This is a genomic window from Marinobacter sp. LV10R520-4 (assembly GCF_002563815.1).
Classification (GTDB): Bacteria; Pseudomonadota; Gammaproteobacteria; order Pseudomonadales; family Oleiphilaceae; genus Marinobacter.
Genome location: NZ_PDJM01000001.1, coordinates 1,626,729 through 1,650,814 on the forward strand (window position 1 = coordinate 1,626,729; position 24,086 = coordinate 1,650,814).

A 24,086-nucleotide genomic window follows, 5' to 3' on the forward strand; every position below is an offset into this window, starting at 1 on the left:
AAATTCTTATTGCTAAACGTGAGGACGAATTCATGACTGAACGTTATCGAGATTTTCATTTACAACTGCTAGCAGGAGAGTGGCGCGAAGGCTGCGGCGAAGAATCGCGCCCTGTTCAAAACCCATACTCTGGCGAGACTCTGACTACAATTCGCTCTGCCACTTCCGCCGATCTGGATGCGGCTTATCAAAAGGCCGCAGAGGCACAGATAGCATGGGCAGACACGCCGCCGGCGGAGCGGTCAGCACTGATGCTAGGGGTTTTGTCGATCTTCGACGAGCGCAAAGACGAAATCATTGACTGGCTAATTTACGAGTCTGGTAGCACGCGCTTAAAAGCCAATATTGAGTGGGGCAGCGCCCGCGCCATTACCCAGGAAGCCGCCAGTATGCCGGCCCGCGCTCACGGCGCGACCATGGCCAGCAACATTCCGGGTAAAGATAACCTGGTGTTTCGCCGGCCACTGGGTGTAGTGGGTGTAATCAGCCCCTGGAACTTCCCGCTGCATTTGTCGCAGCGTTCCGTGGCACCGGCGTTGGCTTTGGGTAACGCGGTGGTGATCAAGCCCGCTAGCGATACACCCATCACTGGCGGCTTATTGCTGGCCCACATCTTCGCCGAGGCCGGCTTACCTGCGGGTTTGCTTAGCGTGGTGGTTGGCCCGGGTTCTGAAATTGGTGATGATTTTGTTGCCCACCCCATACCCGCTCTGATTTCCTTCACCGGCTCCACCCCTGTGGGCAAGAACATCGGCAAACTAGCCACGGGCGGTTCTTACCTGAAAAAAGTGGCTCTGGAACTGGGCGGCAACAGCCCGTTTGTGGTGTTGGAAGATGCAGACGTCGGGCAGGCTGTAAAAGCAGCGATTTTTGGCAAGTTTTTGCACCAAGGCCAGATCTGCATGGCCATTAACCGGATTATTGTGGACCAGCGGGTGTATGACCGTTTTGTGGAAGAATTCGTGGCCCATGCCGGGGCGTTGAACGTGGGTGACCCATCGGCCATGGACACCGCTATTGGTCCCGTCATTAACAAATCTCAGCTTGAAGGGTTACAGCAAAAAATTGCCAAAGCCAAAGAGCAGGGCGCCAAGGTGCTCCTCGAGGGTGACATTCACGGGCAGATGGTACCGCCACACGTGTTTGGCGATGTAACCCCTGATATGGAAATCAGCCGCGAGGAAATTTTCGGCCCCTTGATTGGTATTCAGAAAGCCAGGAACGAAGAGCACGCCCTGGAACTGGCTAACAACACGGAGTTCGGCCTGTCCAGCGCGGTATTCTGTGGCGATTTGTACCGGGGCCTGCAATTTGCCCGCAAGGTCAGGGCCGGCATGACCCACGTCAACGATATGCCCGTAAACGACGAAGCGCACACGCCTTTTGGTGGCGATAAAAACTCGGGACTGGGCCGCTTTAATGGCGATTGGGCCATTGATGAGTTCACCAGCGTGCAATGGGTGAGCGTGCAGCGAGAACCAAGGCAGTATCCGTTCTGATTCCGTTTATTGGCAACAAACCTTGAATTTCCTGCCGCTGCCACAGGGGCAAGGTTCATTACGACCGGGTTTCAGAACGCCTTCATGGAGCTTACCCTGCAGGTAATACCAGCGGCCATCTTCCCGCACAAACTGGGAGTGTTCCTGTAAATAGCCCCAACCCGAGTGTAGGCGGTAAATGGCCTGAAAATGTACTTGGCCCGTGTCGCCGGTTTGGCTGCTGTTTAGAATGCGCAGAGCCGTCCAGTCTGTTGTATCGTCCAGATTCAGCGTTGGAGGACGGGTGCTTGGGTGCCAGCTTGCACGCATATAGTCGCCAAGCTTGAGCGAAAACCCACTAAAACGTGAGCGCATCAAGGCTTCAGGCGTGGGGGCAGGAGTGCCCTGGTGGTAGCGCTGACAGCATTCGGCGTAGGTGTTCTGGCCGTCACAGGGGCAGTGTGGAATAGTAGGCGAATCAGTCATTTTGATGGCGTGTTTACCAGAGTGATTAGGCTACAAAGTACAAAGAGTATAACAGCCCGTTAAACACAAGCGCGTTAACCAATGTATTCAGCGATTAAAGGACCCATTTACAGCATGTTTATACTCATAAAGCGTTTTTCCGCACTTACCCGCGTAACCGGCCTGTTGTGTCTGCTGCTGCTATTCAGCGGCTGCAGCTCCGTGTATTACAGCGCCATGGAACAAATAGGCGTAGAAAAACGCGATATTCTGGTGGATAGGGTTGGGGAAGCCCGTGATGCCCAAAGCGACGCCCGTGAAACCTTCCGCTCATCACTGGAGCGGTTCCAGAGCGTGGTAGACACGCCTAATACCAGCTTGCAGAAAAAATACGACGCAATCAGCGACGCTTATAACAACAGCGAGAACGCAGCAAAACGTGTTCGCGACCGCATTGACTCGGTAGAGAACGTATCGGTCGCATTGTTTGATGAGTGGGAAGACGAGCTGAAGCTGTATAAGAGTGCGGCTTTGCGCGAGAACAGCGAGCGGCAGCTGGATGAAACCCGCGAACGTTACAGCAGCCTGATGAGCAGTATGCGTCAGGTCGAAAAACGAATGAACCCGGTGCTGCAAGCATTTGAAGATCAGGTATTGTTCCTGAAACACAATTTGAATGCCCAGGCGATTGGCGCTCTGGAAGGCGAGCTAGGGCAGATTCGCCAGAATGTAGACAGCCTGATTCGCGATATGGAAGCGTCCATTGCTGAATCTGAGGCGTTTATAAAACAGTTTCGCTAAGGCGCCCGTTAATCGGGAGCAATGCGCGGTGCGGCTGAGTTCAGCCTGCGCCGGGCAAGAAGCCAGAAACGGCACTTGGATGATTGATAAAAGTGTGACCCATTTTGTGCCGTCAGCCGCGGTAATATTTCAGCGCTGTGAAGTCCTGGTGTAAACTTGCGGCCCAACCCTCTTTAAGCCGCCTGTTACCCGCAAACGACAGGACGACAAAAATAAGGATATAGCGCCATGAGTGATACCCCCCAAGACCCTCGCCGCCGTTTCTCCGCTCCGGTTGTGGACGGTGTAGCTAAATCCGCCAGCCGCTCTATGCTGAGGGCCGTCGGTTTTAACGACGAGGATTTTAGCAAACCGCAGATCGGCATTGCCTCCACCTGGAGCATGGTTACCCCGTGTAACAGCCACATTAACGAGCTGGCTGACATTGCTTGTAAGGGTGCGGACCAGGCCGGTGGCAAAGGCGTTATTTTCAACACCATTACGATCTCTGATGGCATCGCCAACGGCACCGAAGGCATGAAGTATTCCCTGGTGTCGCGGGAAGTGATCGCGGACTCCATTGAAACCGTGGCCGGCTGTGAAGGTTTTGACGGCCTGGTAGCCATTGGCGGCTGTGACAAAAACATGCCCGGCTGCATCATGGGCCTGGCGCGGCTTAACCGGCCCAGCGTGTTTGTTTACGGCGGTACTATTTTGCCCGGCGAAGGCCACACCGACATTATTTCCGTGTTTGAAGCCGTGGGTGCCCATGCCAAGGGCGAACTGTCGCTGATTGAAGTGAAGCAGATTGAAGAAACCGCCATTCCCGGCCCCGGTTCCTGTGGCGGTATGTACACCGCCAACACCATGGCCTCGGCCATTGAAGCGCTGGGCATGAGCCTGCCCGGCAGTTCGGCGCAGAATGCGGTGTCGAATGACAAAAAAGCCGACTGCGAAGCCGCCGGCGCCGCGGTTATGAATCTGTTGGATCGGGATATCAAACCCTCCGACATCATGACCCAACCCGCCTTTGAAAACGCCATCACTGTGATCATCACCCTGGGCGGTTCCACCAACGCCGTACTGCACCTGATTGGCATGGCCAACACGGTCGGCGTAGAGCTAACCCTGGATGACTTCACCCGCATTGGTAAAAAAGTGCCATTGCTGGCAGACCTGCGCCCTAGCGGCCACTACATGATGAGCGAATTGGTGGCCATTGGCGGCATTCAGCCACTGATGAAAATGTTGCTAGACGCCGGCATGCTGCACGGCGATTGTATGACCGTAACCGGCAAAACTTTGGCTGAAAACCTCGCCATGGTAGAGCCTTACGCCGACGGCCAGAAAATCATTATGCCTCTGGACCAGCCCATCAAAGCGGAAAGTCACCTGCGCATTCTGTTTGGTAATCTGGCGCCGGAAGGCTCTGTGGCAAAAATCACCGGTAAGGAAGGCACCCACTTTAAAGGTCGGGCGCGGGTGTTTGGTTCGGAAGAAGAAGCCCAGGCGCGAATTCTGGATGGCACCGTGGTGGCTGGCGACGTGCTGGTCATCCGTTACGAAGGCCCCCGTGGCGGCCCTGGAATGCGCGAAATGCTGTCACCCACCTCGGCGATTATGGGCCGTGGGTTGGGCAACGATGTGGCTTTGATAACCGACGGTCGCTTCTCCGGCGGCAGCCACGGCTTCGTAGTGGGCCACGTTACCCCGGAAGCGTTTGATGGCGGCCCTATTGCCTTGGTTCAGGACGGCGACGAAATCGTGATTGATGCGGTGGCCGACAGTATTGAACTGAGCGTTAATGAAGACGAACTGCAGCGCCGCCGCGAAGCCTGGCAGCGTCCGCAACCGCGTTACACCCGCGGTGTGCTGGCCAAGTACGCGCGCACCGTGAGTTCAGCGTCCACCGGTGCGGTCACCGACCTTCCCGAGCCCTGAGGGATAAGCCCGGCGCCGTTACCGCAGACAGCGGTAAGGCGCCGAGTTTAAATTGTCGACATCTTCACTCTGCAAATTAATGGGTAGTTAACGAAAAAGCGGCTTTAAACGACATCAGTCAAGCTCTTTGCAACCGCTTTGCGCTCTAATAGAGCCTACCTTAAATTACCGAAACTCAAGAACACGTTCAGGTGCCTAACAATGTCACTCTCAATGTCACTCTCCCTAGCTGTGGCTGCCCGGCGCTGGCCGGTATTCCTTCTCAGTGTATTTTTTGCCCTATTTGCGTTTAGTAGTTCTGCTTTGGCTGCACCGGCCGAGAGCATGGACCTGACCAACCATCCGGTAGGCTACATCGCCATTCTGCTGTTTGTGATTGCCTATATTTTCGTCATGATGGAAGAAAAGCTGCATCTGCGAAAATCCAAGCCGGTGTTGATAGCCGCGGGTTTAATCTGGTTTTCGATAGCCGCGGTTTACGTTGCCAATGGTGATACCGAAAGCACTGCGGTGGCACTACGCCACAACTTGCTGGAATTTTCCGAGCTAATGCTGTTTTTGTTGGTCGCGATGACCTACATAAACGCTATGGAAGAGCGCCAGCTGTTTGATGCCTTGCGGGCCTGGTTGGTGAGCAAAGGTTTCAGTTACCGGAGCCTGTTCTGGATTACCGGCGTGTTGGCATTTTGTATATCGCCGGTGGCCGACAACCTTACCACCGCGTTGCTGATGTGCGCGGTATTGCTAAAAGTGGGCGAAAACAGCCCGAAATTTATCAGTCTGGGCTGTATTAACATCGTTGTTGCGGCCAACGCCGGTGGTGCATTTTCGCCGTTTGGCGACATCACCACGCTGATGGTGTGGCAAAAAGGTGTGGTTAATTTCGCCGAGTTTTTTGACTTATTTATACCAGCGCTTGTCAGTTTCACGGTGCCGGCGATTATCATGAGTTTCTTCATTCCCAATGACATGCCAAACCCGGCAACGGAAGCGGTTATTATGAAACGCGGTGCTCGCCGCTGCGTTGCCCTGTTTCTATTGACCATTATCACCGCTGTTTGCGGCAGCAACTTCCTGCACTTGCCGCCAGTGGTGGGCATGATGATGGGTCTAGGATACCTTCAGATATTTGGCTATTACCTGGGTCGGACGTTCAAACAACACGTGGAAAACGAACGCAAACGGGCCGAAGTGCACCAAGATTTCCGCCTGCTGAACCGCCTGGACAAGGCGTTGCCGTTTAACGTGTTTAACCCGATTGCCCGTGCTGAATGGGACACCCTGTTGTTCTTCTACGGTGTGGTTTTGGCGGTGGGTGGTCTTGGTTATATCGGTTACCTGAGCGAAATTTCCACCATTATTTACACCGGCTGGAACCACACCCTGGCGAACGCTGCGGTGGGTATTTTATCGGCGGTGGTTGATAACATACCGGTGATGTTCGCGGTGCTGTCGATGAATCCTGACATGTCCCATGGCCAGTGGCTGCTGGTTACCCTGACAGCGGGTGTGGGCGGTTCCATGCTGTCTATTGGCTCTGCCGCTGGTGTCGCACTCATGGGCCAGGCCCGCGGCCACTACACCTTTATGAGTCACCTGCGTTGGACGCCGGCTATTGCCCTGGGCTACGTATTGGCCATATTGTCCCACCTTTGGCTTAACGCCGGTCTGTTCTGAAACTCTGGCGCCCACCGAAATCTGATCGGAACCTCAGGCGCCAGCGTAGTCTCCCCAACCAAGCGCTATTCTTGCGGCGGTCGCTATATTGCTGCCGCCGCACCACGCCATAGTCTCAGGGAGAGTAAAAATGATGAAAATTTTGAGTGTCAGCCGTGTATGGGGCTGGAATCGACTGTGGATACTGCTACCGTTCTTTTTACTTGGCGGCTGTGCCGGCCCGTCGTTGGATGATTATAAAGATCGCTCACCGGTGCTGGTGCCCGACCAATTCTTCGCTGGCAATCTGTCTGCACGCGGTGTGGTCAAAGACTGGTCTGGCGCTGTTATTCGTACCTTTGATGCGGACATAAAGGCATCATGGACCGAGCAGGGCGTGGGCACGTTAGACGAGGTGTTCCGTTTTGACGATGGCGAAGTACAAACCCGGGTATGGACTTTAACGCCAGACGGCGAGAGTTATCGCGCCACCGCCGGTGACGTTACCGAAGCCGGCACCATGCGCTGGTCGGGCAATGCCATACACATGAATTATATGCTTGAGGTGGCTTATGGCGATGGCACCCTTGAGGTACGTATGGATGACTGGATGTACCTGGTAACGCCGGATACGCTGATCAATCAAACCACCATGAGTAAGTGGGGAATTGATGTGGGCGAAATCGTTCTGGTTATACAAAAACAACCTTGATTGTTAACGCAGCGTGAATGACTGCGAGCGGATTGAAAAGACAGAGGCTGAACACTTATGAAGCAATGGCTGATTGCGGCAGTGCTACTGGTAGCTGCTCTGGCGGCAACGTGGCTGGTGCAGTATTACAACAGTAACGCTGATGCGGGTGCCGCGAGTGCTCGCGAGCGGGCGCCCACATCGGTGGCCGTGGCTTTTCCGGAACGCACCACCGTGAGCGACCGAGTAAACGCGGTGGGTAATTTACAAGCCGAAGACTCCATTGCCTTGACCACGGAACTCAGCGGCCGGGTGGTGCAACTGAACCTTGAACCCGGGCAGCGGGTGGCCAAAGGCGATTTGCTGTTGCGCCTTGATGATCGCCAGGCTCAGGCCGATCTGCAGGTTATTGAAGCACGCTTGGTTGACGCCAAACGCCAATATGATCGTGCCCGCCAGTTAAGCGCCAGTAACAGCATCGCTATTGCCCAGATGGACGAGCTACGCACCGCCGCCGACGTGCTTCAGGCACAGCGCGTTGCGGCCAAAGTCAATTTGGAAAACCATAGAATTACTGCACCGTTTGCCGGCGTTACTGGCCTCAGTGATATCAGCCTGGGCGCTTACGTCACCGCAGGCACCCGCCTTGCGACACTCGACAGTACCCGCCGTATGGAATTGAACTTTTCAGTGCCGGAACGTTACCTGGGCCAGCTTAAAGCGGGCCTAACGGTGCAGGGTGAGTCTCCGGCCTACCCGGGGCAGGCATTTAGCGGCGAACTGGTGGCGCTGGATTCGCGGGTGAGTGAGCTCAATCGTTCCCTGGCGGTGCGTGCGCTGATTGACAACGCCGATGGTCGCCTGCGCCCGGGCCAGTTCATGTCGGCCAGCCTGACTCTGCAGCAGCGCCAGTCTTTGGTTATTCCTGAACAAGCGGTGATCGTGCGCGGCGATAACAGCTACGTGTTTGTGGCTGAAGATGGCATCGCCCGGCGTTTGACTGTGAGCCTGGGCGCGCGTCTGCCGGGCCAGGTAGAAGTGACTGAGGGCCTGGAGGAAGGCGCCGAGGTTATCGTAACCGGTCAGGATCGTTTGAGTAGTGGCGAACGGGTGTCGCCAAACCCTGACGCGCAGCTGCCTGCTAACCGCTTTATTTCCGGCGCAGGCGCAGACAACGGCGGGGAGTCTTAAGCCATGGTGCTGTCTGATGTGTCGATCAAACGACCGGTGTTTGCCACGGTATTAAGCCTGTTGATTGTGGTGTTCGGCCTGACCGCGTTAATGGGGTTACCGGTGCGCGAATACCCGGATATCGACCCGCCGGTGGTGTCCATCAGCACCGATTACACCGGCGCCGCCGCCGAAGTGGTGGATACTCAGATTACCGAATTGATTGAAGGCGCCATCAGCGGTATCGAAGGCATACGCTCTATTGAATCGTCCACCGAACAGGGCGAATCCCGCACCAGCATTGAATTCAACACTAGCCGCGATATCGACATTGCCGCCAACGACGTGCGCGATGCGGTATCGCGCATCAGCAACCAGCTGCCGGAAGAAGCCGACGCGCCGGTGGTAAGTAAAGCCGATTCCGACGCCCGCCCAATGATGTGGATCACCCTGCGCAGTGACGTGTGGGACAGCGCAGAATTGAGCGATTACGCCGACCGTGTTCTGGCAGACCGCTTCTCGGTGTTGGATGGTGTGGCGGATGTGCGTGTTGGTGGCGAACGGCGCTACGCTATACGTGTATGGCTAGACCGGGAAAAGCTGGCCGCGCGGGACGTTACCGTCGCCGAGGTAGAACAGGCGTTGCGGGCCAATAACGTGGAACTGCCTGCCGGTTCGATAGAATCGTCTACCCGCAACTTTACAGTGCGCGCCGAGGGCCGACTGACCACCGTTGATGAGTTCCGCAATCTGGTGGTGCGCCGCTCCGGCAACGATCTGCTGCGTCTGGGTGAAGTGGCCAATGTGCAAATGGGCGTTGAAAATGACTCCGGTACCCTGCGTGCTAGCGGTCAGACATCCATAGGCCTGGGCATTATTCGCCAGTCAAAAGCCAACACAGTGGCGGTGTCGGACGCAGTACAGGCGGAGCTGGCGCAGATTCGCGAATCTCTGCCGCCAGAAGTGTCGATTGCTGAAAGCTACGACGAATCGGTGTTTATTCGCGCATCGATCAAAGAGGTTATAACAACCCTGGCCATTTCTGTGGCCTTGGTCATTCTGGTCATCTTTCTGTTTTTGCGCTCCTGGCGTGCCACCCTGATCCCGGCGGTGACCATTCCAGTGGCGGTGATTGGTGCTTTCATCGGCCTCGGTTTTCTTGGTTTTTCGGTGAACGTGCTGACGTTGCTGGCAGTAATACTGGCCATTGGCCTGGTGGTGGATGACGCCATTGTGATGCTGGAAAACATTCAGCGCCGCATTGATGACGGTGAGGCGCCGCTGCTAGCGGCCTATCACGGTGCGCGCCAGGTGGCGTTTGCGGTGATTGCCACCACCGTTACCCTGGTGGCAGTGTTTGTGCCCATTTCCTTTATGGGTGGCAACGTGGGCCGGCTGTTTGCCGAATTCGGTTTTACCTTGGCCGCAGCGGTGGTGTTTTCCAGTTTCGTGGCGCTCACCTTGGCGCCCATGCTGTGTTCAAAATGGCTGCGTCCTAGCCCCAAGGCCGGGCAGACCAAGGGCTTTTGGGCGATCATTGAGAAAAGTCTCGATGGCCTTGCCCGTGGTTATCGCCGCGCTCTGGAGTTTGCCCTGCGCCAGCCGGGTTTGTGGTTGGGGTTAGGGTTGGTGGGGCTGGTGGCCGCCGGTGCTATATACCCCCAGTTGCCACAAGAGCTGTCGCCAACCGAAGACCGCGGCACCATCATCATGCCGGTCAGTGCCCCCCGCGGCTCCACCGTAGAGTTCACCGATCACTATGTACGCCAGGCCGAAGCGCAGCTGTTGCCTTATCTGGAAAACGGCGTAGCCAGCCGGATGCTGTCTATCGTGGGCTTTCGCGGTGAGGAAGACCGCGGGTTTATGATCATGGGCCTGGTGCCCTGGAACGAGCGCGACATCAGGCAGCAGGATGTAACGAATGAGATCCGCCAGAAAATGAGCCGGATTTCGGGGGCGCGGGTTATTCCCATCAACCCACCGGGCTTGGGCCAGCGCGGTTTCAGCCAGCCGGTGGAATTTGTGGTGGCGGGGCCGGATTACGAATCGGTGCAAGCCTGGAGTGAGGAACTGGTCGAACGGGCGAAACAGAACCCCAACCTTCTCAGTCTTGAAACCGATTTTGAACTGACCCGACCGGAATTGCGGGTAAACGTAGATCGCGAGCGCGCTGCCGACCTGGACATAACCGTGCAGGATGTAGGTTTAACCCTGCAAACCATGCTGGCTTCGCGCCAAGTGACCACCTACGTTGACCGTGGCCGCGAATACGATGTGATTTTGCAGGCCGCAGACGCTGACCGTGCCACTCCGGAAGACCTGGGCCAGATTTTCCTGCGCCCGCGGGAAGGCGGGCAGATGGTGCCTTTGCAGGCTTTGGTGAGCTGGGAAGAAATCGGCGCCAATCCGGATTTGCGCCGTATCGACCGGCTGCCGGCGGTGGTGATCAGTGGCTCCCTGGCCGACGGTTATGACCTGGCCTCGGCGCTGGATTACCTGAACACCCTGGCGATGGACACCTTGCCACCGGAAGCGCGGGTGAGCTATCGCGGCTTGTCGCGGGAGTTCCAGGAATCTTCATCGGCCATTTTTATCACCTTTGGCCTGGCGTTTTTGATTGTATTTCTGGTGTTGGCTGCGCAGTTTGAAAGCTGGATTCATCCGCTAATCATCATGTTGTCGGTGCCGCTGTCGATTACCGGCGCACTTATGGCCCTGTGGTGGACCGGTATCAGCCTGAATATTTACAGTCAGATTGGCATTATTATGCTGCTGGGGCTGATGGCGAAAAACGGAATATTGATTGTCGAATTTGCCAATCAGCTGCGGGATCAGGGCTATTCGGTACGCGACGCCATTGTGGAAGGCTCCGTGTTGCGTTTCCGCCCGGTACTGATGACCACCATCTCGACGGTTTTTGGTGCTGTTCCTCTGGTACTGGCCACCGGTGCAGGCGCCGAGAGCCGTGCTGCGATTGGCGTGGTCATATTGGGGGGGCTGGTGTTTGCCACCAGCATGACGCTGTTTATTGTGCCCGTGCTATACAATCTGCTGGCGCGCTTTGCCAGCTCTGCCAACGCCGTTGAGCAAAAACTGGACGCGCTCAGTGAACAACGTTAATTCCAGCCCGAGCCAGTTCCGGTTACTGCGCCAGCGGCGATTTTTACCGTTTTATCTGACCCAGTTCAGTGGCGCTTTTAACGACAACCTGTACAAAAATGCGCTCTTGCTGCTGATCACCTTTACCACCGTAGGCTGGGCCGGCCTGCCGGTGGACCTGGTGGTTAATCTGGCTGCGTTTTTGTTCATTGTGCCCTATTTTCTGTTTTCCGGGCTGGCTGGCCAGTTGGCTGACCGTCACGAAAAAGCCCGTATTATTCGCTGGGTGAAAGCCGCAGAAATCGTCATCATGACCTTGGCGGCGTCAGCGTTGTGGCAAGGTTGGTACGGCGTATTGCTGTGTCTGCTGTTCCTGATGGGCACCCAGTCCGCTTTTTTTGGCCCAGTCAAATATTCCATTTTGCCCCAGGTGCTGGAGCCCAGCGAGCTGGTGGGTGGTAATGGTCTGGTGAGTGGCGGCACATTCGTGGCCATTTTGCTGGGCACCATTGCCGCCGGCGTACTGGCCAGTTTGCCCCTGGCAACTCCGCTGATAGCCTTCGCCGTGGTCATCATGGCGCTATTGGGCTACCTGAGCGCGCGCCAAATACCCGCTACGGCTGCGCCGGAATTACCGAAATCCATGAGCCCCATGCGCTGGCAGCCCCTGCGTGAAAGTTGGCGTCTGATGGAAGTGGCCGCCGAACAGCGCCCGGTGTTGCTGGCGATATTGGCGATCTCTTGGTTCTGGTTTTTGGGCGCAGCCTATCTAACCCAATTCCCCAATTTTGCCCGGCTGCATCTGCAGGGCGATGAAACCGTTGTTACCTTGTTGCTGTCACTGTTTATTGTCGGCATTGCCAGTGGTTCGGTGTTGTGTGAGCGGCTAACTCACCACAGTGTCAGCCTGGCGCCCGTGGCCTGGGGCGCCCTGGGTTTAACCTTACCGGGTATCGATCTATTTTTTGCACTGCCGGCCAGCGCCGTGCCAACCACTTGGTGGTTGTTACTGAGCCAACCTGAATACTGGAGGTTGCTGGTCGATCTGGTGTTGATTGGCGCCGCCGGCGGGCTCTTTATTGTGCCTTTGTACGCTTATATTCAGAGTGCCACTGAGGCCCATAAACGCGCCCGCATTATCGCTGCGCTGAACGTCATCAATTCGTTGTTTATGCTGGTCAGTGCGCTGGCGGGTATGTTGCTGCTAGGAATTGCCGGTTTGAGTATTCCATTGTTTCTGTTGATCTTGTCTGTGGTGAATCTGCTGGTGCTGCCGCTGGTGTTACGGATTCGCCGCCACAAAAGGCAGGAATCAACCGTCAATCCTGTGGATAAATAAGTGAATAAGCTGCGGGCGACAATTAAATTTGATTTTTAAAAAATATACAAAACAGGTTGTTATGCTGTTAATAAGGGCAATTAACGAATGTGCCAATCTGTGGATAACTTTATAGTGTCGGACTTGAACAAGGCCTGACAAGCGGTTGAAATCTAGCCAGTTTCACGGCCATTTTTGAGGCCGTTTAGGAATTTTGTTAAGGCGTACCGTAACTGGTTAAAATTTGCACATCCCGACTGCAATTTAGCAGCCGAAGCGTTATACTCGCCGCCTTGTTTTTACTCGATTCTGTTCCCGTTGTTTGAGGTGATTTGTGGATTTTCCGACCCGTTTCGATGTAATTGTTATTGGTGGTGGCCACGCGGGCACCGAAGCCGCGTTGGCAGCGGCGCGTATGGGCTCACACACCCTGTTGCTGACCCACAACATTGAGACTCTGGGGCAGATGTCCTGCAACCCGGCCATTGGCGGTATTGGCAAAAGCCATCTGGTAAAAGAAATTGACGCGTTAGGCGGAGCCATGGCCCGTGCCACGGACAGGGCCGGCATCCAGTTTCGCGTGTTGAATGGCCGCAAGGGTCCCGCCGTGCGCGCTACCCGCGCCCAGACCGATCGCATTCTGTACAAAGCGGCCATCCGCGAAATACTGGAAAACCAGCCCAATTTAACCCTGTTTCAGCAGTCTGCCGATGACCTGATTGTGGAAAACGAGCGGGTAACCGGCGTAGTTACCCAGACCGGCATCCGTTTCCTGGGAAAAACAGTGGTACTAACCACCGGCACTTTTTTGGGCGGCATAATACACATCGGCATGACGAATCACGCCGGTGGCCGTGCCGGCGATGCCCCGGCCAATGCGTTGGCCCAGCGTCTGCGAGAATTGCCGTTTAATGTTGGCCGGCTGAAAACCGGCACGCCACCTCGCATTGATGCCCGCAGCGTCGACTTTTCAGTGATGCAGCAACAATGGGGCGATGACCCGGCACCGGTTATGTCATTTATGGGTTCCCGCGACGAACACCCACGGCAGGTTTGCTGCCACATCACCCGTACCACCGAGGAAACCCACGACATCATCCGCAGCGGCTTTGACCGCTCACCGATGTTCACCGGGAATATTGGCGGTGTTGGCCCGCGCTACTGCCCGTCTTTAGAAGACAAGGTAAGCCGGTTTGCCGACAAAAACTCGCACCAGATTTTTGTCGAGCCGGAAGGCCTGACCACGCACGAACTTTATCCCAACGGTATTTCCACCAGCTTGCCGTTTGATATCCAGATCAGAGCGGTGCAGTCGATTCCGGGTTTTGAAAAGGCCCACATCATGCGTCCGGGCTACGCCATCGAATACGATTATTTGAACCCGCAGGATTTACGCCACACCCTGGAAACCAAGTTCATCCAGGGCCTGTATTTCGCCGGCCAAATTAACGGTACTACCGGTTACGAAGAAGCGGCAGCCCAGGGCTTGCTTGCGGGCATCAACGCTGCGCGGCAGGCGCAGGAAAAAGACGCCTGGTATCCGCGCCGTGATGAGGCCTACATTGGCGTACTGGTGGATGACTTGATCACCATGGGTACCTCCGAGCCTTACCGCATGTTCACCAGCCGCGCCGAATATCGACTTATTTTGCGCGAAGACAACGCCGACCTGCGCCTGACCGACAGTGGCCGCGAATTGGGCCTGGTAGACGACGAGCGTTGGAGTAAATTCAACATCAAGCGCGATGCCATAGGCACCGAACGCAGTCGTTTGGAAGGCACGCGTGTACATCCGAACACCGCCGCGGGTGAGCGCGCCAATCAGTATTTGAAACAGCCTTTAGGCCGCGACCACACGTTGGCCGAGCTGCTGCGGCGCCCGGAAATCGTGTACGCTCACATTGCCGATATCGCGGAATATCGGGCCGATGACGCCATAGTGGCTGATCAGGTTGAAATCGAAATTAAGTACGAAGGCTATATTTCGCGCCAGGCCAATGAAATCGAGCGCCTGCGCAAAAATGAGAACACCGCGCTGCCAGTCGATCTGGATTATGGCATAATTGGCGGGTTATCCAACGAAATCAAGCAGAAGCTAGGAGCCGTGCGACCCGAGACCGTCGCCCAAGCTTCCCGAGTCCAAGGCGTTACACCAGCCGCCATAAGCCAGATTTTGGTGCATATGAAAAAGCGCGACTTGTTGCGCAAGCAGAGCGCGTAAATGGCACAGAATCCAGTATGGCAGCGTCAGCTTGACGAAGGTCTGGCGCAAATGGAGCTCAAGCTCGACGCCAGCCAACAGCGACAGTTGTTGGCATTTTTGGCGTTGCTAGCCAAATGGAACAAGGCCTTTAACCTGACTGCCGTGCGTGACGAGCGCGAGATGGTGTCGCGACAACTGCTGGACAGTCTTAGCATCCTGCCGTTTGTGACCACCCACCACTTACTGGATGCTGGTGCTGGTGGCGGTTTGCCGGGAATTCCGCTGGCCATTGCTTTGCCAGGCACACACTTTACTCTGCTGGACAGTAACGGTAAGAAAACCCGCTTCCTTAAGCAGTGTGTGCTGGAGTTGGGATTGCGCAACCTGGACGTTATTCACAGTCGCGCCGAGGCGTACCAGCCCCGTGAGCTGTTTACCCAGATCAGCAGCCGTGCGTTTACCGCGCTGGACAACCAAGTGAGCTGGTGCGACCACCTGCTGGCAGGTAACGGTGAGTTTATTGCCATGAAAGGCCAGTATCCCGATGATGAAGTGGCTGCCCTTGGCCGTGGCTGGCAGGTAAACTCTAGTCATAGGCTGGCAGTGCCTGGCGTAGAGGGTGAACGTAACCTGCTGATTATTCGCCGTAACGGACACCCACACTGAGGAATCCAGCAGCGCTGATCCTCTGACAGACAACCCATTCAGACACAGGAGGCAAGCGATGGCGCGCGTGATTGCGGTGACCAATCAGAAAGGCGGTGTGGGTAAAACCACCACCTGCGTCAACCTTGCCGCCTCTCTGGCAGCGACCAAACGCCGGGTGCTGCTGGTAGACATGGACCCTCAGGGCAATGCCACCATGGGCAGTGGCATTGATAAAAACGCTTTGCAACTCTCTGGTTATGATTTGCTCACCAAGCGTGCCAGCGCCAGTGAGATCATCATTTATAACGAAATAGGCGGCTACGACATCATGCCGGGTAACGGTGATTTGACCGCAGCTGAAGTGGAGCTGATGGCGGAAATCGGCCGCGAGCATCGTCTGCGTCAAGCCCTGAACCCGCTTCGTGACAACTACGATTACGTGTTGATTGATTGCCCCCCATCGCTGAACCTGCTGACGGTGAACGCGCTGTCGTTCGCCGATTCCATTCTGATTCCGATGCAATGTGAGTATTACGCGTTGGAAGGCCTGGCAGCGCTAATGAACACGGTGCAGCAGATTCAGGAAACGGTAAATCCTAATCTGCAGGTTGAGGGTATTCTGCGTACCATGTACGACCCCCGCAGCAGTTTGACGCGGGATGTGTCTGGCCAGCTCACCGAATTTTTTGGCGATAAAGTGTACCGCGTTGTCATTCCCCGTAACGTGCGCCTGGCCGAAGCACCCAGCCACGGCATGCCCGCCTTGAAGTACGACAAAGCCTCGAAAGGCGCTATTGCCTATCTGGCTCTGGCGGGTGAAATGGTTCGCCGGCACGGAGCAAAGAAAGCATCTGACGCGGTTGCGGTGTAAGATGCCGCCAACGCAAAACGCAATCTGATGGACATTAACGGAAACACTGGCTGACACCATGGCGGCGAAAAAACGAGGACTTGGGGAGCGCGGGCTAGGAGCCCTATTAGCGAATTCCCGCGTAAATCTGGAGCAGACACCGGCCAGCCAAGACGGCGAGCTGCGGGATATTGCTTTGGATTTGATTCAGCGTGGCCGCTATCAGCCACGCCGTGACATGGACCCGGCAGCCCTGCAAGAGCTGGCAGATTCCATTCGCCAACAAGGCGTGATGCAGCCCGTTGTGGTGCGCCCTCTAGCTGCTGAGCGTTTTGAGCTGATCGCTGGTGAGCGCCGCTGGCGCGCCGCCCAGATGGCTGGCCTGGAGTCAATACCGGCTATTATCCGGGACGTATCAGACGAAGCGGCCATCGCTATGGCCCTGATCGAGAACATTCAGCGCGAAAACCTGAACCCCATCGAAGAAGCGTTTGCCTTGCAACGCTTACAGGACGAGTTCGGGCTGACTCAGGCTCAAGTGGCCGAAGCGGTCGGCAAGTCACGTACCACCATCACCAACTTGCTGCGCCTGATTGGCTTGACTGAAGATGTGCGGCTGATGCTGGAACACGGCGATCTGGAAATGGGCCATGGCCGCGCCATGCTGACTCTGGCGCCAGAGCAGCAAATGCAGGTGGCTCGGCAGGTTGTGGCGCGTTCATTGTCGGTGCGCCAAACCGAAGCTCTGGTGCGCCAGTTGCAGCAAGAGAAAGCCGATAGCGGCAAAGTGGCCAAGCCCAGGGTGGATCCAAATATTCGGGCTTTGCAGGACGATCTGGCCGAGCGTCTGGGCGCACGGGTGGCGATTAATCACGGTCAGCGTGGCAAGGGGAAGCTGGTTATCGAATACAGCTCATTGGACGAATTAGACGGAATTTTAGGCCATATCAAGTAGATTGAAAATAAAAAAAAGCTTTGGCTAAATGGCTAAGAAACACCAGATGTCGTGACTTTTTCCAGAAACAGCCACACATTGTGTGATAAATGCGGGTTTCCGATGGTGCTCCGATGAATTTTTAGCCAGATTTCGCTCAGAGTCTGGTTGAACAACAACTGCTAAAATCATATACTTTTGCGCGTTTGGGATAATGGCAGTGATATGAAATCTCGGCAATCTCGAATCACCTATGTTCCATTAGCTCGTTGGCTGGCCATAGAGTTTACAGGTCTGATTATAATCAGCCTATTGTGGTCACTACACAGCGTTTTGGCCGGTTATTCTGCCTTCATCGGCGGTCTTATTTTCATAGTGCCAAATGCCTGGTTTGTTCATCGGGTGTATCGTTATCAGGGCGCCCGTCACGCGCGCCTAATGGTGGGGAATTTGTTCCGGGCGGAATCCACCAAAATCGCCCTTACCGCTGTTTCTTTTGCGGCTATTTTCACTTTAATGGAGCCGGTATACGTGCCGGCTTTATTATTAACTTTTGCTGTGATGGTTGTAGCGGGCGGCGCATTGCGCTGGCTGATACGGCCGCAACCACGGCGATGACTGGACGAGAGCAGAATGGCTGATACCCCAGTAGAGTATATTAAGCACCACCTACAGAATCTGACTTACGGTAAGCTTGAACCGCAGGATGGTGCCATTGAATATATGCGTGCAGACGGCACCGCACTTACCGACGCCACTTGGACCTTTGCACGTACGGCGCAAGAAGCCTCCGACATGGGTTTCATCGCTGTCCATGTAGACACCATGGGCTGGTCTATTGCCATGGGCGTGTTGTTCCTGGGTCTGTTCCGCTTTGTCGCTAGCCGCGCAACGACGGGCGTGCCGGGTGGTCTGCAGAATCTGGTTGAAGCCACCGTTGAGTTTATAGAAGGTCTGGTTCGCGACGGCTTCCACGCCCGCAACCCGATAATTGCTCCACTTGCGATGACGATTTTCGTGTGGATTCTGCTGATGAACGCGCTCAAGCTGATCCCGGTTGACTACATTCCGATGTTGGCCCAGTTTATGGGTCTCGAATACTTCAAAATTGTGCCGACGACGGATCCCAACGCCACCTTTGGTATATCCATTGGCGTGTTCATACTGATCATCTTCTACAGCTTGAAGGTCAAAGGTATAACGGGCTTCGCCAAAGAACTGGGCATGACGCCGTTCAATCACTGGGCGCTGATTCCGGTGAACCTGGTACTGGAAATCCTGGTATTGATTGTGAAGCCCATCAGTCTGGCGTTACGTTTGTTCGGTAACATGTATGCTGGTGACATTGTATTTATTCTGATTGCGCTGCTGCCATTTTGGGCGCAGTGGACACTGAGCGTGCCCTGGGCCATTTTCCATATATTGGTTGTTCCGCTGCAGGCGTTTATTTTCACGATGTTGACCATAGTTTATCTTGCATCAGCACACGAAGATCACTGATTTACCCGTTAAAAAGCAAACCCTTAACTATCTTAAAAACTGAGGAGTTCTCAATGGAAATGGTATTTATTGCAGCAGCGATTATCATCGGTATGGGCGCACTGGCCACCGGTATCGGCTTTGGTATTCTGGGCGGAAAATTGCTTGAAGCTACAGCTCGTCAGCCAGAAATGGCTAACCAACTGCAAGTTAAAACCTTCATCATGGCTGGTCTGCTGGACGCCGTTCCAATGATCGGTGTTGGTATCGCGATGTACCTGATCTTCGTTGTTGCTGGCTAAACACAGCCTGAAGATGCGGGCGTTGTTCTGAGTTTCAGAGCTAAGCGCCCGGTTTTTTGGTTACTAGCATGCAACGAATAGCAAGAGGTATATTGCCGTGAATATAAACCTTACGTTAATAGGGCAATCGATTGCCTTCGCTATTTTCGTCTGGTTCTGCGTGAAGTATGTATGGCCGCCGATCACGGCAGCCATGGCAGCGCGCCAGAAGAAGATTGCTGATGGTCTTTCTGCTGCTGACCGGGCTTCGCTGGATCTTGAGCTTGCTCAGGAAAAAGCAGCCCAGCAAATGCATCAAGCCAAAGAAGAAGCCGCTGTTCTTATCGACCAGGCCAATAAGCGCGCCGCCCAGATTGTGGAAGCATCCAAAGGTGATGCTCGCAAAGAGGGTGAAAAGCTGATTGAGCAAGCCCGGGCGGAAATTCAACAGGAGCGTGTTCAGACTCGTGATGCACTGAGGGCAGAAGTGGCAACACTCGCCATTGCCGGTGCCGAGAAAATTCTGGAAACGTCTGTCGATGCTAAAGCGCACAGCGAAATGCTGAACAAGCTGGCCGCACAACTCTAAGCGAGGGACCCATGGCAGAACCGATAACGTTAGCCCGGCCCTACGCGAAAGCCGTTTTTGAAGCCGCTAAAGAACATGACGCCGTCGATTCCTGGGATCAGGCGCTGGCGTTCGTGGGCATTTTGGCGGCCAACAAAGCTGTGAAGAACATTCTGGCCAATCCTGGCCTGTCTGAGCAACGCAAGGCAGAGCTGTTTTTCGAAACCGCTGAAGAACAGATGCCTGAAGCACTCAGAAACTTCCTGTTGATTCTTGCTGAAAACAAGCGCTTGGCGCTACTGCCGGAAATTTCGACCATGTTTGCTTTTTACCGCGCAGAACTTGAGCGCACGGTGACTATGAAGGTAAGCACGGCGTACGAAATGACACCCGAAGAGCAGCAACATTTGGCAGAAGCATTGTCTAGAAAGCTGGAGCGTAAAGTCGCCTTGGAAACCGCTGTTGATCGCTCATTGATTGGCGGTGTGGTGGTAAATTCTGGCGATTTGGTTATTGACGCTTCAGTCCGTGGCAAGCTGGCAAAAATGGCTAAAGCACTGGGCTCCTGATTTCAGCAAAAGGTTTGAGGACAAAGGCATGAAGCAACTGAATCCATCCGAGATCAGTGACATCATTAAAAAGAGAATCGACAAGCTCGATATCTCTTCTGAAGCAAAAAACGAAGGCACCATTCTGTCTGTTGCAGACGGCATTGTGCTGATTCACGGCCTGGCCGATGTTATGTCGGGCGAGATGATTGAATTCGCCAATGGCACTTTCGGCATGGCTCTGAACCTTGAGCGCGACTCTGTTGGCGCTGTGGTTCTGGGTGACTACGAAGACCTGGCCGAAGGCCAGAAGGTTCGTTGTACCGGCCGTGTTCTTGAGGTTCCAGTTGGCCGCGAACTGCTGGGCCGTGTTGTTAATGGTCTGGGCGTCCCGATTGATGGCAAAGGCGAGCTGGGTACCAGCCTGACCGATTCGATTGAAAAGGTAGCGCCTGGCGTTATTGAACGTCAGTCTGTTGATCAGCCGATTCAAACCGGTATGAAAGCGATCGATACCATGGTTCCGGTTGGCCGTGGCCAGCGTGAGCTGATCATCGGTGACCGTCAGATTGGTAAGACCGCTGTTGCCATCGACGCGATCATCAACCAGAAGAATTCCGGCATCAAGTGTATCTACGTTGCCATCGGTCAGAAGCAGTCGTCGATCGCTGCGATTGTGCGCAAGCTGGAAGAGCACGGTTCGATGGATCACACCATCGTGGTTGCCGCAGGCGCGGCAGATCCGGCAGCCATGCAGTTTTTGGCACCGTATTCCGGTACCACCATGGGTGAATACTTCCGTGACCGCGGCGAAGATGCTCTGATCGTGTACGACGACCTGTCAAAACAGGCCGTTGCGTACCGCCAGATCTCTTTGCTGCTGCGTCGTCCGCCAGGCCGTGAAGCTTATCCGGGTGACGTTTTCTACTTGCACTCCCGTCTGCTGGAGCGCTCCTCCCGCGTGAATGCCGACTACGTTGAAAAGTTCACCAATGGTGAAGTGAAAGGTAAAACCGGTTCCTTGACCGCGCTGCCAATCATCGAGACCCAGGCCGGTGACGTGTCGGCCTTCGTACCGACCAACGTAATCTCTATCACGGATGGCCAGATCTTCCTCGAGACCAACCTGTTTAACTCTGGTATTCGCCCGGCGATGAACGCGGGTATATCGGTATCGCGGGTAGGTGGTGCAGCTCAGACCAAGATCATGAAGAAACTGGGTGGTAACATCCGTCTGGCTCTGGCTCAGTACCGTGAGCTGGCGGCTTTTGCCCAGTTCGCCTCGGATCTGGATGAAGCGACACGCAAGCAGCTTGAGCACGGTCAACGCGTTACCGAGCTGATGAAGCAGGACCAGTACAGCCCGATGTCGGTGGCTGAAATGGGTACCGTTCTGTATGCCGCCAACGAAGGCTTCCTTGATGACATAGACGTCACCAAAGTGGTTGAGTTCGAAGCACAATTGCTGGATTGGATGCGCTCCGAGCAAAAAGATCTGCTCGAAAAAATCGGTGCTGCGGGCAACTATAACGACGATGTTGCCGCTGGCCTGAAAGCTGCGCTGGAGAAATTCAAGACCACTCAAACCTGGTAGCATCGCCGGCCCGCTGCGGCGGGCCTGTTGGTCCAAATGAGTGTTTAACTTGAAAGGGCAGTGATCTATGGCCATCGGAAAAGAAATACGTAACCAGATTGGCAGCATCAAGAGCACGCAAAAAATCACCAGCGCCATGGAAATGGTGGCGGCGAGTAAAATGCGCAGAGCTCAGGAGCGTATGCGGGCTACCCGGCCTTATGCAGAAAAGATGCGCCAGGTAATTGGACACATTGCCAAGTCCAACAAAGATTACCGGCATCCGTTTATGCTTGAGCGAGAGGTGAAGCGTGTAGGCTACATCGTTATCTCCTCTGATCGCGGCCTGTGCGGTGGTTTGAACAGCAACGCGTTCAAACTGCTGGTGCGTGAAATGCGTGACTGGAAAAATAAAGACGTTGCCATTGACCTCTGCGCGATTGGCCAAAAGGGCGCTTCGTTTTTCCGCAGCTACGGCGGTAACGTGGTCGCGGCGCTAACGCACATTGGTGACGACCCCAGCGCCGAAGCTCTGATCGGGAACGTTAAGGTAATGCTGGACTCTTTCCGGGACGGAAAAATCGACCGGTTGTACCTGGTTAGCAACGAATTCGTCAACACCATGACCCAAATGCCGAAAGCCGAGCAATTACTGCCGCTTCCGGAAGGTGAAGAAGACGACATCGGTCACCAGTGGGATTACCTCTATGAGCCGGATTCGCGTCCGATTCTGGACGGGCTGCTGCCACGTTACATTGAGTCCCAAGTATATCAGGGTGTGGTAGAGAATCTGGCCTGCGAACAGGCTGCCCGGATGATTGCCATGAAGAGTGCTACCGATAACGCCGGTGACATTATCAAAGACCTGCAGTTGGTATACAACAAAGCTCGTCAGGCAGCCATTACGCAAGAGATTTCGGAAATTGTGAGCGGCGCGGCATCGGTCTGATCCGCCACAATCCTACTGGTATTATTGACTATGAAGATAGCGAGGAACCGAGCATGAGTAGCGGACACATCGTTCAGATCATTGGCGCGGTTATCGACGTGGAATTTCCACGTGATGCCGTGCCCGGCATTTACGACGCACTGCTGCTTGAAGGTGGCGAAACAACCCTGGAAGTTCAGCAACAGCTGGGCGACGGCGTTGTACGTACCATCGCGATGGGCAGCACCGAAGGCTTGAGGCGTGGCCTGAAAGCAGAAAACACTCACAAGCCGATTTCAGTACCTGTGGGCACCAAGACTCTTGGCCGCATCATGGACGTTCTGGGTCGCCCTATCGACGAGGCGGGCCCGATTGGCGAAGAAGAGCGTTGGGCGATTCACCGAAAAGCGCCTGGCTATGCAGATCAGGCCGCATCTGCCGACCTTCTGGAAACCGGCATCAAGGTTATTGACCTGGTTTGCCCGTTTGCCAAAGGTGGCAAAATCGGCCTGTTCGGCGGCGCCGGCGTAGGCAAGACCGTTAACATGATGGAGTTGATCAACAACATCGCCAAAGAACACTCGGGTTTGTCCGTGTTCGCCGGTGTGGGTGAGCGGACTCGTGAAGGTAACGACTTCTACTACGAAATGAAGGATTCCAACGTACTCGACAAAGTGGCCATGGTTTACGGCCAGATGAACGAGCCCCCCGGAAACCGTTTGCGTGTAGCCCTGACCGGCCTGACCGTCGCTGAGAAATTTCGTGAAGAAGGTCGTGACGTGTTGTTCTTTATCGACAACATATATCGTTACACTTTGGCGGGTACAGAAGTGTCTGCACTGCTGGGCCGTATGCCTTCCGCTGTAGGCTACCAGCCCACGCTGGCTCAAGAGATGGGGGAGTTGCAGGAACGTATTACGTCCACTAAAAGCGGTTCCATCACGTCTATCCAGGCGGTATACGTACCGGCGGATGACTTGACCGATCCGTCACCAGCCACCACCTTCTCCCACCTTGACGCCACCGTGGTATTGAGCCGGGACATTGCTTCCAAGGGTATTTATCCTGCGATCGATCCGCTTGACTCGACTTCGCGTCAGCTAGATCCGCTGGTGATTGGCGAGCAGCATTATACGGTTGCCCGTGGTGTGCAGAACGTTCTGCAGCGTTACAAGGAACTGAAAGATATTATCGCTATCCTGGGCATGGACGAGCTGTCTGAAGACGACAAGCAGACCGTATCCCGCGCCCGTAAGATTGAGCGATTTTTGTCCCAGCCGTTCCACGTTGCCGAAGTATTTACCGGTTCGCCCGGCAAGTATGTGTCTCTGAAAGAGACCATCAGCAGCTTCGAAGGCATCCTCAATGGCGACTATGACGATATGCCTGAGCAGGCGTTCTATATGGTCGGCACCATAGACGAAGCCATCGAGAAAGCGAAGGCCATGAAAGCGAAAGAAAGTAAGTAAATTTCTT

Annotated in this window: 21 protein-coding genes; 20 read left to right on the top strand and 1 reads right to left on the bottom strand. The window is 55.0% G+C overall.

Features of this window, described 5'->3' with window-relative positions:
• Positions 1-32 precede the first annotated feature (32 nt).
• A complete protein-coding gene (locus ATG98_RS07695) occupies positions 33-1,499 on the top strand; it encodes an aldehyde dehydrogenase family protein (protein ID WP_098420416.1) in 1,467 nt (488 codons plus the stop codon).
• A gap of 6 nt (positions 1,500-1,505) precedes the next feature.
• On the opposite strand, the gene ATG98_RS07700 is transcribed toward ATG98_RS07695, so the two are convergent.
• On the bottom strand, positions 1,506-1,964 hold the full coding sequence (locus ATG98_RS07700; RefSeq protein ID WP_228706055.1) for a YchJ family protein: 459 nt from the start codon (positions 1,962-1,964) through the stop codon (positions 1,506-1,508).
• A 114-nt stretch (positions 1,965-2,078) separates the two neighbouring features.
• On the opposite strand from ATG98_RS07700, the gene ATG98_RS07705 reads away from it, so the two are divergent.
• The 19 genes from ATG98_RS07705 to atpD all read left to right on the top strand — a co-directional run bounded on the left by ATG98_RS07705 (position 2,079) and on the right by atpD (position 24,079).
• The gene (locus tag ATG98_RS07705; protein WP_098421780.1) at positions 2,079-2,744 is read left to right on the top strand and encodes a DUF2959 domain-containing protein; all 666 of its coding nucleotides are present in this window, start codon (positions 2,079-2,081) and stop codon (positions 2,742-2,744) included.
• Positions 2,745-2,972: 228 nt separating this feature from the next.
• Complete coding sequence (gene ilvD / locus ATG98_RS07710; RefSeq protein ID WP_098420419.1) at positions 2,973-4,664, top strand: dihydroxy-acid dehydratase; 1,692 nt, start codon at positions 2,973-2,975, stop codon at positions 4,662-4,664.
• Between the two features lie 201 nt (positions 4,665-4,865).
• Complete coding sequence (gene nhaD / locus ATG98_RS07715) at positions 4,866-6,341, top strand: sodium:proton antiporter NhaD (protein WP_228706056.1); 1,476 nt, start codon at positions 4,866-4,868, stop codon at positions 6,339-6,341.
• 130 nt (positions 6,342-6,471) lie between these two features.
• Entirely contained in the window at positions 6,472-7,032 is a 561-nt protein-coding gene (locus ATG98_RS07720) for a DUF3833 domain-containing protein (RefSeq protein ID WP_098422553.1), read from the top strand.
• Between the two features lie 57 nt (positions 7,033-7,089).
• On the top strand, positions 7,090-8,202 hold the full coding sequence (locus ATG98_RS07725; protein ID WP_098422554.1) for an efflux RND transporter periplasmic adaptor subunit: 1,113 nt from the start codon (positions 7,090-7,092) through the stop codon (positions 8,200-8,202).
• Between the two features lie 3 nt (positions 8,203-8,205).
• Positions 8,206-11,301, top strand: a complete 3,096-nt coding sequence (locus ATG98_RS07730) for an efflux RND transporter permease subunit (protein ID WP_098422555.1) — start codon at positions 8,206-8,208, stop codon at positions 11,299-11,301.
• Positions 11,288-12,619 (top strand): MFS transporter, encoded by a 1,332-nt coding sequence (locus ATG98_RS07735; protein ID WP_098422556.1) that lies wholly within the window; start codon positions 11,288-11,290, stop codon positions 12,617-12,619. The genes ATG98_RS07730 and ATG98_RS07735 overlap by 14 nt, the downstream gene beginning before the upstream one ends.
• Before the next feature lie 313 nt (positions 12,620-12,932).
• Positions 12,933-14,819, top strand: coding sequence for a tRNA uridine-5-carboxymethylaminomethyl(34) synthesis enzyme MnmG (gene mnmG / locus ATG98_RS07740; RefSeq protein WP_098422557.1), 1,887 nt, complete (start codon positions 12,933-12,935; stop codon positions 14,817-14,819).
• Positions 14,820-15,467: a 16S rRNA (guanine(527)-N(7))-methyltransferase RsmG gene (rsmG, locus tag ATG98_RS07745; RefSeq protein ID WP_098422558.1), complete on the top strand. Its 648-nt coding sequence runs from the start codon at positions 14,820-14,822 to the stop codon at positions 15,465-15,467.
• A gap of 58 nt (positions 15,468-15,525) precedes the next feature.
• The gene (locus ATG98_RS07750; RefSeq protein ID WP_098420436.1) at positions 15,526-16,320 is read left to right on the top strand and encodes a ParA family protein; all 795 of its coding nucleotides are present in this window, start codon (positions 15,526-15,528) and stop codon (positions 16,318-16,320) included.
• 58 nt (positions 16,321-16,378) lie between these two features.
• Positions 16,379-17,254 carry a ParB/RepB/Spo0J family partition protein gene (locus ATG98_RS07755; protein WP_098422559.1) on the top strand — a complete coding sequence of 292 codons (876 nt, stop codon included), beginning with the start codon at positions 16,379-16,381 and terminating at the stop codon, positions 17,252-17,254.
• Positions 17,255-17,458: 204 nt separating this feature from the next.
• Positions 17,459-17,851, top strand: a complete 393-nt coding sequence (locus tag ATG98_RS07760) for an ATP synthase subunit I (RefSeq protein ID WP_098420440.1) — start codon at positions 17,459-17,461, stop codon at positions 17,849-17,851.
• 15 nt (positions 17,852-17,866) lie between these two features.
• On the top strand, positions 17,867-18,733 hold the full coding sequence (atpB, locus tag ATG98_RS07765; protein WP_098420442.1) for a F0F1 ATP synthase subunit A: 867 nt from the start codon (positions 17,867-17,869) through the stop codon (positions 18,731-18,733).
• A 53-nt stretch (positions 18,734-18,786) separates the two neighbouring features.
• Positions 18,787-19,014, top strand: a complete 228-nt coding sequence (gene atpE, locus ATG98_RS07770; protein ID WP_014873137.1) for a F0F1 ATP synthase subunit C — start codon at positions 18,787-18,789, stop codon at positions 19,012-19,014.
• Between the two features lie 97 nt (positions 19,015-19,111).
• The gene (locus tag ATG98_RS07775; RefSeq protein WP_098420444.1) at positions 19,112-19,582 is read left to right on the top strand and encodes a F0F1 ATP synthase subunit B; all 471 of its coding nucleotides are present in this window, start codon (positions 19,112-19,114) and stop codon (positions 19,580-19,582) included.
• 11 nt (positions 19,583-19,593) lie between these two features.
• The gene (locus tag ATG98_RS07780) at positions 19,594-20,130 is read left to right on the top strand and encodes a F0F1 ATP synthase subunit delta (protein ID WP_098420446.1); all 537 of its coding nucleotides are present in this window, start codon (positions 19,594-19,596) and stop codon (positions 20,128-20,130) included.
• Positions 20,131-20,158: 28 nt separating this feature from the next.
• Positions 20,159-21,703, top strand: coding sequence for a F0F1 ATP synthase subunit alpha (gene atpA / locus ATG98_RS07785; RefSeq protein WP_098422560.1), 1,545 nt, complete (start codon positions 20,159-20,161; stop codon positions 21,701-21,703).
• A gap of 67 nt (positions 21,704-21,770) precedes the next feature.
• The gene (atpG, locus tag ATG98_RS07790; protein ID WP_098422561.1) at positions 21,771-22,631 is read left to right on the top strand and encodes a F0F1 ATP synthase subunit gamma; all 861 of its coding nucleotides are present in this window, start codon (positions 21,771-21,773) and stop codon (positions 22,629-22,631) included.
• A 53-nt stretch (positions 22,632-22,684) separates the two neighbouring features.
• A complete protein-coding gene (gene atpD, locus ATG98_RS07795) occupies positions 22,685-24,079 on the top strand; it encodes a F0F1 ATP synthase subunit beta (protein ID WP_098422562.1) in 1,395 nt (464 codons plus the stop codon).
• Positions 24,080-24,086: the final 7 nt, after the last annotated feature.

Excerpts from the sequence above, each read along its gene's own strand:
- atpB (WP_098420442.1), top strand. The coding sequence starts at position 17,867 with ATGGCTGATACCCCAGTAGAGTATATTAAGCACCACCTACAGAATCTG.
- atpG (WP_098422561.1), top strand. The coding sequence starts at position 21,771 with ATGGCCATCGGAAAAGAAATACGTAACCAGATTGGCAGCATCAAGAGC.
- ATG98_RS07760 (WP_098420440.1), top strand. The coding sequence starts at position 17,459 with ATGAAATCTCGGCAATCTCGAATCACCTATGTTCCATTAGCTCGTTGG.
- rsmG (WP_098422558.1), top strand. The coding sequence starts at position 14,820 with ATGGCACAGAATCCAGTATGGCAGCGTCAGCTTGACGAAGGTCTGGCG.
- ATG98_RS07780 (WP_098420446.1), top strand. The coding sequence starts at position 19,594 with ATGGCAGAACCGATAACGTTAGCCCGGCCCTACGCGAAAGCCGTTTTT.
- ATG98_RS07750 (WP_098420436.1), top strand. The coding sequence starts at position 15,526 with ATGGCGCGCGTGATTGCGGTGACCAATCAGAAAGGCGGTGTGGGTAAA.
- ATG98_RS07695 (WP_098420416.1), top strand. The coding sequence starts at position 33 with ATGACTGAACGTTATCGAGATTTTCATTTACAACTGCTAGCAGGAGAG.
- atpE (WP_014873137.1), top strand. The coding sequence starts at position 18,787 with ATGGAAATGGTATTTATTGCAGCAGCGATTATCATCGGTATGGGCGCA.
- atpA (WP_098422560.1), top strand. The coding sequence starts at position 20,159 with ATGAAGCAACTGAATCCATCCGAGATCAGTGACATCATTAAAAAGAGA.
- ATG98_RS07725 (WP_098422554.1), top strand. The coding sequence starts at position 7,090 with ATGAAGCAATGGCTGATTGCGGCAGTGCTACTGGTAGCTGCTCTGGCG.
- ilvD (WP_098420419.1), top strand. The coding sequence starts at position 2,973 with ATGAGTGATACCCCCCAAGACCCTCGCCGCCGTTTCTCCGCTCCGGTT.
- atpD (WP_098422562.1), top strand. The coding sequence starts at position 22,685 with ATGAGTAGCGGACACATCGTTCAGATCATTGGCGCGGTTATCGACGTG.
- ATG98_RS07700 (WP_228706055.1), bottom strand. The coding sequence starts at position 1,964 with ATGACTGATTCGCCTACTATTCCACACTGCCCCTGTGACGGCCAGAAC.
- ATG98_RS07705 (WP_098421780.1), top strand. The coding sequence starts at position 2,079 with ATGTTTATACTCATAAAGCGTTTTTCCGCACTTACCCGCGTAACCGGC.
- ATG98_RS07755 (WP_098422559.1), top strand. The coding sequence starts at position 16,379 with ATGGCGGCGAAAAAACGAGGACTTGGGGAGCGCGGGCTAGGAGCCCTA.
- ATG98_RS07720 (WP_098422553.1), top strand. The coding sequence starts at position 6,472 with ATGATGAAAATTTTGAGTGTCAGCCGTGTATGGGGCTGGAATCGACTG.
- nhaD (WP_228706056.1), top strand. The coding sequence starts at position 4,866 with ATGTCACTCTCAATGTCACTCTCCCTAGCTGTGGCTGCCCGGCGCTGG.
- ATG98_RS07730 (WP_098422555.1), top strand. The coding sequence starts at position 8,206 with ATGGTGCTGTCTGATGTGTCGATCAAACGACCGGTGTTTGCCACGGTA.